This is a genomic window from Ferruginibacter sp. (assembly GCF_014377975.1).
In the GTDB taxonomy this organism is placed as follows: Bacteria; Bacteroidota; Bacteroidia; order Chitinophagales; family Chitinophagaceae; genus Ferruginibacter.
This window is the reverse complement of sequence record NZ_JACMOO010000065.1, coordinates 21,677-31,089: the sequence shown is the minus strand read 5'-3', so window position 1 is coordinate 31,089 and position 9,413 is coordinate 21,677. Positions and strand designations below refer to the sequence as shown.

The window sequence follows — 9,413 nt, the reverse complement described above, 5'->3', positions numbered from 1 at the left end:
CCCTGGCAGATATATTGCAGCAGGCAGACATTGTTTCGCTGCATTGCCCGCTTACAGAACAAACCAAACATATTATTGACCAAAACAGTATTGGAATGATGAAGCAGGGCGTTATGCTTATCAACACCAGCAGGGGAGCGCTGGTGGATACACCCGCTGCAATTGAAGGGCTTAAAACCGGGCGTATCGGTTACCTTGGCCTTGATGTATACGAGCAGGAGGAAAAGCTTTTTTTTAATGATCTTTCTGAAAATATCATTGATGATGATGACATCATGCACCTACTGAGTTTCCCAAATGTTTTGATTACATCTCACCAGGGATTTTTTACCCAGGAGGCACTGGCTGAAATTGCAAAAACAACACTGGCAAATATGGATGAATTTGAAGCTGGAATTAACCTTACAAACAGGGTTGTGTAAAACAAAAGTCTAAGGGCAGGCATTGGCGGTCCGGTATATTATCTTATTCTACAGGGAATAAGAAGGTTGTAATTTCTATGCAGAACGTGTTTAGTCTGTCTTGTACAAAAAAGGTTTAAAAAATGCTGCTTTTACTATCTTCACCGAAGTTAGTTTTATCATTCACGCATTCATTTTTGCAAGACCCCAATCCACAGGATACAAACCCGTTACACAATCATTAACAAATTTTTTTTTAGTATTTAGTAAAAACATTGTAATATTGTACAGGAATATTACTGATAAGGTCTTTCCATTTACTACTGCGTCAGAGTCTCATTCCATCAAAACCAAATTCTCACCCGAATAATTGGGATTATTTCAAGACTTTTAAGATCGGATTTTTTGAAAAATTTTTTTTCATTTCTTTATGTATGACACTTTACAACTGAACGATATGCTCGTTCCTGAGTTGCATGATATTGCAGAGCAACTCACTATTTCCAACTACAAAAAATTAGAAAAGCAGGATCTGATTGATAAGATACTTGCCAGGCAAACCTCTATGAATGCACCAGCAAAAAACGAAGGCGACGAAAAGCCAAAACGCAAACGAACAATAAAGCCTGTGGCTGATGCTACAGAAGCAGTACTGCCACCGGCTGAAAAACCCAGGGTAGAAATAAAACCTGCACCGTCTGAACTAAAACAAACGGAAACCAAACCCCCCAAAAGAGCAGAGCATACCGCCGAAAGGAAAAAGCAGCCCGTAATAAAGGATGAGGAAGAAGACCTGCAGCCAATAACGGATGAGCAAAGTACCATCCCTGCGGCTATCGCTTCCCTGCTGCATGAAGAAGATGATGTACAGCAACAGCAGCCGGAAATACAGCAGAGTGAAAGCAGCCAGCAAAGCAACTATCCCAACAAGCAGTACCAGCAGCGCAGAGACCAGCAGGTTTTTAATATTGAATTTGATGGTATTATTTTGGGCGAGGGCGTATTGGAAATGATGCCAGACGGTTACGGCTTTTTAAGAAGCAGCGATTATAATTATCTTTCTTCACCCGATGATATTTATGTGTCGCCTTCGCAAATAAAATTGTTTGGATTAAAAACCGGTGATACGGTGTATGGATCTGTTCGCCCGCCAAAGGAAGGTGAAAAATATTTTGCACTGTTAAAGGTGGAAACCATCAATGGTAAAAGCCCTGAAGAGGTTAGAGACAGGGTGCCATTCGATTATCTTACCCCATTGTTTCCGTTTGAAAAATTAAATCTTACAACTGCCTCCAATAATTACAGCACCCGCATAATGGACCTTTTTACACCAATAGGTAAAGGCCAGCGCGGATTGATTGTTGCCCAGCCAAAAACGGGTAAAACCATGTTGCTGAAAGAACTTGCCAACGCCATTGCAGAAAATCATCCTGAATGTTACCTGATGATTGTATTGGTAGATGAAAGGCCGGAAGAGGTTACGGATATGGAGCGCAGTGTAAAGGCAGAAGTTATTGCCAGCACTTTTGATGAACCGGCAGAAAAGCATGTAAAAGTTTCGACCATTGCCTTGCAAAAAGCAAAACGCCTGGTAGAGTGCGGCCATGATGTGGTTATATTGCTGGATAGCATTACCCGTTTGGCAAGGGCGCATAATACAGTGGCTCCATCAAGTGGCAAAGTATTAAGTGGTGGTGTGGAAGCAAACGCCATGCAGAAACCAAAGCAATTTTTTGGTGCTGCCCGTAAAATAGAATTTGGGGGTTCTTTAACCATTATTGCAACAGCCCTGGTAGATACCGGCAGTAAAATGGATGAAGTTATTTTTGAAGAATTTAAGGGTACCGGTAACATGGAATTGCAGCTGGACAGAAGACTTTCCAACCGCCGTATTTATCCTGCCATTGATATCGTTTCCTCTTCTACCCGCCGCGATGATTTATTGCTGGATAAAGAAACCTTCCAACGCATGTGGGTATTGCGCAAACACATGGCCGATATGAACCCCGAAGAAGCATTGAATACTTTGCTGAAAAATATGAAGGGTACCAAAGACAACGCAGAGTTTTTAACTTCTATGAACGGGTAAAAATAATGTGACAATTTGAAAATATGTGGTAAAGCAATTTGAAAATTTGAAAATTGCTCAATGTGAAAATATAGAACCGCCGCTGATTTTTCAGCGGCGGTTTTTTTATTTCTTTTACCCGAACAGGGTCACCCTTTATAAATTTTAAAATTGCTTAAGTTGAACATAAACCAAACTTACATACAATGTTTACTTTGAAAGAATTTACAAATTGAGCCATTCATTAGTTATTCAACTTCTTTTTCTTTTACAAAAAACATGATACATCCTGCAACAAACATTGCTATACCCCCGGTTAAAATCGTTAGGTTGGTTTCGCCTGCAAAATAATGGCGGGTTAAAAATCCCAATAAAAAGGCGGCAGTTATTTGCGGTATCACAATTGAAAAATTAAATACTGCAAAGTAAGTGGTCATTTTATCTTCGGGTGCAATTTCGCCGATGATACTGTAGGGAATATTGCTGATACTGCTCCAGCCAATGCCAATAAATACAAACGAAATCAGCAAAACGTATTGATTTTTTATATAGTAAATTAACAACAAACCAATACTGCCAATCAGCAAAGCCATCGCATGCACTTTATATTTGCTAAAGCTTTTGGTTAAACGTGGAATTACAAAAGCCAGCAAAGCCGCCAACGTACTGTAAAGTGCAAAACAAATACCTACCCAGGTTGTGCCGTTTTCAAATGCGGTACTTTCTGCATCAGTAGTATTAAAAATATATTTTGTAATAACCGGTGTAGCATAAATCCATAATGAAAATAAAGCAAGCCAGGTAAAAAATTGAACAATAAATAAGGGAAGTAACTGTTTAATAATTCTAAGCATCAATAAATATACTTTGTTTTTTTAGTTAATTTTTCCGGCAGCTTTTTTCTTGGTGTATCTTGCGCAGCAGCATTTTTTATTTACAATGGCAGTACAAAAAATCTTAATCAATCAGTTTTTACAACTGGCGGCCTTGCATCCGGTATTGGATGTTCGCAGTCCGGGCGAATATTTGCATGCACATATTCCAGGGGCATACAGCTTACCGCTGTTTACAGATGAAGAAAGAAAAGTAGTAGGTACTGCCTATAAACAGCAAAGCAGAAAAAAGGCGATCAAAATAGGACTGGATTATTTTGGCATAAAAATGCGGTCAATGGTGGAAGAAGTGGAAGCAATGTTGATTGACCTTAGATCGCTGGCCAAAAAACAACTGTCAACTAACAATGATCAACCAACAAACAACATTATTCTTGTTCATTGCTGGCGTGGTGGTATGAGAAGTGCAGGCGTGGCGTGGTTATTAGACCTCTATGGTTTTAAGGTGTTTACACTATCCGGCGGATATAAAATGTACCGCCAGTGGGCAAGATCACAATTTGATACATCCTGGCCGTTAACTATCCTGGGCGGTTACACAGGCTCTGGAAAAACATTGGTATTGCAGGAACTGGAACGAACAGGCCAGTCAATTATTGACCTGGAAGGGTTGGCTAACCATAAAGGTTCTGCCTTTGGGGCATTGGGCGAAAAGCGTCAACCCACACAGGAAATGTTTGAAAATTTACTGGCCAAAAAACTTCATTTATTTTCTGAGACTGGTACCATTCATGGGGGCGAAATATTTATTGAGGACGAAAGCCAACGGATTGGAGCACTGAATATTCCGGATAGCTTTTGGAAACAAATGCGCCGAAGCAGGGTGTTATTTTTAGATATCCCTTTTGAAGAAAGGCTCGGTTATCTTACCGAAGAATATGGCATATTCGGGAAGGAGCCAATGGAGAATGCAATTATAAGAATTCAAAAAAGATTGGGTGGCCTGGAAACAAAAATGGCAATAAATTATTTACAAGAAAATAACCACCGGGAATGTTTTCGTATTTTGTTGAAGTATTATGATAAATATTACGAAAAAGGATTAGCGGCTAGGGAAACTATACCGGCATTAATAAAGAAAATTACTTGTTTAGAGGTGGAAACAAAAAGCAATATTCAAAAACTGATGCATGAAAAAATTACCGCTCCTTAGTTTCTTTTTATTTCTTTTACTAATGCCGGTTCTGTTACCTGCACAGGATATTACCGGCCTTTGGAAAGGCGAGATGTATGTTGATTCAACAAAACAACATTTACCTTTTGAGCTGTCTATCAGCGAAGTAAAAGGTAAACTGGTTGGCTATTCTCATATCACTTTTGAAGAAAATGGCAAAATAGAAACCGGTCTCAGGGATGTTACCATCAGGCAAAAAGACAAGGAAGTAATTATTGAAGATGTTAGCCTGTTAGACAATTCATTTAGCTTTACCCCCCCCAAAAATATTAAAAAAATAATGGAGGTTACTTTAACTATACAGGATTCCACTATGCAGTTAAAAGGCAGCTGGAGCACCAACCGCACCAAACGTTTTTTATCGGCTACTGGCACGGTGCAAATGCAAAGGAAAAATGATTTCAAAACAACGGTGCTTTATAAAAAACTGCAGGATTTAAAACTGGCAGATCAGTTAGTATTTAACGAACCTCAAAAAAAACCGGTACCGGAAGTTGCAGAACTACAATTACCTGTATTAGAAAATGCTGGAACCCCTCCGGTACTTCTCAATCCTGATGTAGCACAAAAACCTGAAAAGGTACATATAAAAATAAAAGCACCTGTACCACCACCCGTTTTAGCAATTGCAACAGTGGCTAAACCTGTTGAAACAAAACCGTTACAACCCGCAGTTGTAATTGTAAGTAAACCGGTTGAAGCAAAAAAAGCTATTATCAAGCCAGTTCTATTTAAACCAACCTCACCACCGGTTGTTGTTGCTATTAAACCTGTTGAGGTAAAGAAATTACCGATAGTTATAACCAAACCAGCCGCTGTTATGCCAGCTCCGGCGATAATTGCAAAACCAAAAGATATTGTGGTAGCAACAATTGAAAAAAAGCCCGTACCGGTAGCACTTCCTGGCACAGTACAAGGTGCAGCAGATGTAGATAAAAGAGGTATCGCCTCAACGCAATCTGTATTTTTTCAAAGCGATAGCCTGGTGCTAACCTTATATGATAATGGGTATGTAGATGGCGATACCGTAAGCGTGGTAATGAACGGAGATGTAATTTTTTCAAAACAAGGATTAAGTACCAAAGCAGTCAGTAAAACAATTTATATTACCAAAGACACGCCGGATTCTATCAAATTGGTAATGTATGCAGAAAACTTAGGCAGCATTCCACCCAATACAGGTTTACTGGTGGTGCACGATGGAGAAGCAGTATACGATGTACGTTTTAGTGCCGATTTACAAACCAATGCCGCTATCATTCTGCGAAGAAAGAAGAAATAGCAAAAATATTTAGAGCAATGATAAATGACGAATTAATGAAAAATAATGATGCAGTATTTTCTATGGAAAAAAGTTTAGATCAGGTATTTAAACTTACCCAGTACTCCCATGGTGCAGGCTGTGGATGTAAGATTGCACCCAAAGTATTAGACGAGATTTTATCCAGTAATATTGCGAGGCCTGACAACGATAAATTAATAGTAGGCAATGATAGTAAAGATGATGCTGCGGTATACAATCTGGGCAATGGTACTGCCCTGATAAGCACTACAGATTTTTTTATGCCCATTGTTGATGACCCTTATGAGTTTGGCCGCATTGCTTCGGCCAATGCAATCAGTGATGTGTATGCAATGGGTGGCAAACCTATTTTAGCCATTGCTATATTGGGGTGGCCTATCAATATTTTGCCGCCTGCCATTGCGCAAAAAGTAATTGAAGGCAGCAGAAGTATTTGCATGGAAGCGGGTATTCCCCTTGCCGGCGGACATAGTATTGACAGCCCCGAACCAATTTTTGGCCTGGCTGTGAACGGATTAGTACCTGTTGAAAATATTAAACAAAATAATCTGGCCAGGGAAGGGGATATTTTATTTTTAACCAAGCCATTGGGCGTGGGTATTTTAACTACTGCAGAAAAAAAGGGCCTGTTGAAAGAAGACCACAAAGGAGTAGCAGCAAGGCAAATGATGCAATTGAACAAAGTGGGCGAAGCGCTGGGGAAGACAAAAGGAGTACATGCAATGACCGATGTTACCGGCTTCGGACTATTAGGACACCTGGTTGAAATGGCGGAGGGTAGTGGTGTAACTGCAATAATTAATTTTGAAAATATACCGCTGATCACTCCTGAACTTGTATCTTATCTTGATCAAAAATGCGTACCCGGCGGAACACATAGAAACTGGGATAGCTATGGAGAAAAAATAGGGGATATTACAGAATATCAAAAAATGATCCTCGCCGACCCGCAAACAAGTGGTGGTTTGCTGATAGCGGTTGATGTAAATGCCGTTGAAGAAGTAAAAAATATTTTGCAACAAAACGAATTGGAAAAATTTATTACTCCCGTTGGAAAAATGATAGCACTGCAACAAAAAGCAGTATGGATACACACTTAAACCAATGCATCAATTTTAATAGAAAGTAACCTGTCTTTTTCTGTAATAACGTCTCCGGCATCATGTGTATTTAACCATATTTCTACCTTATTGTAAATGTTGGTCCATAGTGGATGATGATCCATTTTCTCGGCGGCGAGGGCTACTCTTGCCATAAAACCAAAAGCTTCTGAGAAGTTTTTGAATTCGAATTTTTTATACAGTTTATTATTTTTTTCTTCCCACATAAAATTACTTTTTAAATATTCTAACAAATTTAATACCAGTTTGGAGCCTGTGAAGGCCTTAAAAAATAAGGTGTTGCTTGTGTTTTATTTTTTCGTTGGTCATTTCGTTTACTAATTGTACACCAGGTAAAGTTTTAATGGAATAAATCAGGGCCTTTAATTCTTCTTTACTCACATATTCTCCTTTCATCAGCCATAAAAAATCAAGGTGTTTAAACTCCGGTAATAAATATTCTCCGTCAAACTGGTTGTTGTATAAATAATGGGTAAGGCATGTAGAGGGCAGCAGATATTCGTAAATTGAAAAAAAATATTTTCTTTCTTTTTTGGTAAGCTGAATTTCAAAATCATTGTTAATCCTGAAATCAAAACCCAATATCTGGTTTAGCTGCCAGCACAACTGGTAGTCTTTAACAGGCGCTACAATACCCAGCAGTATGGAGTCTTCAAAAAATTCCCGGGCTATTGTTTCATTGTCTATTTTAAGCTTCATATCCCGCATTTAAGAAAAACTTTATTTTAATATGGTTCTCTTATTGTTTAAAAAACAATATCAAATACCAGTTCCTCATTTCCTCTTTTTACTTTTACTTTGGTGGCATCTCCCTCATTAAATTTATTGAGTGTTTGCATATAAGTTTGTAAGTCGCTAAATTTATATTCACCTAACTGTATAATTACATCGCCGGCTTTTATACCGGCTCTTTGGGCAACCTTTCCTTCGCTGATCCCATCTGCCCTTACACCAATACCACTAAAAGTATAATCAGGCATTATGCCCAGGGCTACTTTAAAACTTGTGGTACTACTCATGCCAGATTCCCTAGTTTTTGCAAAAGCAAGCTTTTCTTTTTTGTTGGTATCTTCAAGTAGCGAATAAATATATTTTACCACCATCCATTCTCCGGTATAGTTAATCTTATCCGCATCGTCTGTAGGTTTGTGGTAATCGCTGTGTATGCCGGTAAAGAAAAATAATACAGGAATATTTTTTCTGTAAAAAGAAGTATGATCACTTGGTCCCGTGCCGCTGCTGTCGAATTTTATTTTAAAAAATTTATCATGGGGTGATAAAGTTTGTCCCCATACCGGTGATGTACCATACCCACCAATGTTTAATCCATGTGTGCTGTCATTTAACCTGCCTACCATATCTAAATTTATCATGTAGTTTACATGGGCCATATCAATGGTTGGATGTTCCGTAAAATATTTTGATCCAAACAAACCAAGTTCTTCACCGGAAAAACAAATAAACAAATAGTTGTTATTTTTAAGTTTGGATGCTTTTAATAGTTTGCTTAATTCTATTACCGCTGCGGTACCACTCGCATTATCATCTGCGCCATTGTGTATTTGTGGTGTTGTGCCAGTGTACAAAGAGTTGTGATCTTCTCCATACCCAAGATGATCGTAATGGGCACCAATAATGATGGTGTTGGCTGCATGGTTATCAAGGTAACCAATTACATTATGGCCAACTCTCTTTGTATCAACGATAGATATTTTTAATTGTATATCCTGCGAGGCAGTTTCATCTTTTAAATATTTTTCTTTGCCAGCTTTAGTAATATAAATAACCGGGATGGCCGTTAATTCTGACTTTACTTTTGGATCAAACGTTAAGTCATCCGCCATGGCGGAACTGTTGAAAATAAAAAAACCAGTTGCTCTTTTTTTTGCAGCATCAGCCACTTTAATTTTAATGGCATCTGTTAGGTTGAAATGCGGATTATTTTTATTGGTTTCCAGCATTTCTTTAATATCATAAAACCAGGGCGAGCCATTCTCCTGCAATGCAATTGAACCTACCGCATTTAAGGAAGCATTGCAACTAAAATCCAAAGGAAAATAATCTTTATCCATTACAAGATCGTTGTCATTGATAAAAAGATGGGAGGTATTGCTAACCATCTTTCCATCATTTACATCAAACCCCTGCAAAAAGGTAGCGTCGTTACCCTTGGGTGCCAGGCCGGCTTTAAAAAATTCATTGCTGATATATTCGTAAGCCAGCTTTTCTCCTTTGCTGCCTGTTCGTCTGCCTTCCAGCGCATCATTTGCCAGGTAATTAATGTGCTTTTGTAAATTTGTGATAACCGCTTTATCCCCTTTCTTTAATTTTTGTGCGGTAACAATTTGCGTGGTTAACAGCAGGCAGTAAAAAATATATTTCATAAAAGTGTTGGTTAAGGAACTGTAAAGATAATTAACACAAGGACTATAGTTGTGGGTATGATTTAAAAA

General features: G+C 38.6%; 9 protein-coding genes. 5 read left to right on the top strand and 4 right to left on the bottom strand.

The window, feature by feature from the left end:
• Both H7254_RS04310 and rho read left to right on the top strand, forming a co-directional pair.
• Positions 1-422 (top strand): NAD(P)-dependent oxidoreductase (locus H7254_RS04310; protein WP_301931813.1); only part of this gene is annotated, 422 nt, incomplete at its 5' end.
• Positions 423-831: 409 nt separating this feature from the next.
• On the top strand, positions 832-2,490 hold the full coding sequence (rho, locus tag H7254_RS04305) for a transcription termination factor Rho (RefSeq protein ID WP_367875416.1): 1,659 nt from the start codon (positions 832-834) through the stop codon (positions 2,488-2,490).
• A gap of 227 nt (positions 2,491-2,717) precedes the next feature.
• Here the strand turns inward: rho and H7254_RS04300 are convergent, their stop codons facing one another.
• Positions 2,718-3,323: an MFS transporter gene (locus tag H7254_RS04300; RefSeq protein ID WP_301931812.1), complete on the bottom strand. Its 606-nt coding sequence runs from the start codon at positions 3,321-3,323 to the stop codon at positions 2,718-2,720.
• 85 nt (positions 3,324-3,408) lie between these two features.
• Here H7254_RS04300 and mnmH point away from each other — a divergent pair, with 85 nt between their 5' ends.
• The 3 genes from mnmH (at position 3,409) to selD (ending at position 6,939) form a co-directional block, all read left to right on the top strand.
• Positions 3,409-4,515: a tRNA 2-selenouridine(34) synthase MnmH gene (gene mnmH / locus H7254_RS04295; protein WP_301931811.1), complete on the top strand. Its 1,107-nt coding sequence runs from the start codon at positions 3,409-3,411 to the stop codon at positions 4,513-4,515.
• On the top strand, positions 4,493-5,818 hold the full coding sequence (locus H7254_RS04290) for a hypothetical protein (protein ID WP_301931810.1): 1,326 nt from the start codon (positions 4,493-4,495) through the stop codon (positions 5,816-5,818). The genes mnmH and H7254_RS04290 overlap by 23 nt, the downstream gene beginning before the upstream one ends.
• Before the next feature lie 62 nt (positions 5,819-5,880).
• Positions 5,881-6,939, top strand: a complete 1,059-nt coding sequence (gene selD, locus H7254_RS04285) for a selenide, water dikinase SelD (protein WP_301931814.1) — start codon at positions 5,881-5,883, stop codon at positions 6,937-6,939.
• On the opposite strand, the gene H7254_RS04280 is transcribed toward selD, so the two are convergent.
• From H7254_RS04280 to H7254_RS04270, 3 genes are read right to left on the bottom strand one after another with little or no spacing between them, the layout of a single operon-like run.
• Complete coding sequence (locus tag H7254_RS04280; protein WP_301931809.1) at positions 6,936-7,193, bottom strand: 4a-hydroxytetrahydrobiopterin dehydratase; 258 nt, start codon at positions 7,191-7,193, stop codon at positions 6,936-6,938. The genes selD and H7254_RS04280 overlap by 4 nt on opposite strands.
• Positions 7,194-7,224: 31 nt before the next feature.
• Positions 7,225-7,659, bottom strand: a complete 435-nt coding sequence (locus H7254_RS04275) for an IPExxxVDY family protein (protein WP_301931808.1) — start codon at positions 7,657-7,659, stop codon at positions 7,225-7,227.
• Positions 7,660-7,706: 47 nt separating this feature from the next.
• Positions 7,707-9,344 carry a M20/M25/M40 family metallo-hydrolase gene (locus H7254_RS04270; protein WP_301931807.1) on the bottom strand — a complete coding sequence of 546 codons (1,638 nt, stop codon included), beginning with the start codon at positions 9,342-9,344 and terminating at the stop codon, positions 7,707-7,709.
• Between the last annotated feature and the right edge of the window lie 69 nt (positions 9,345-9,413).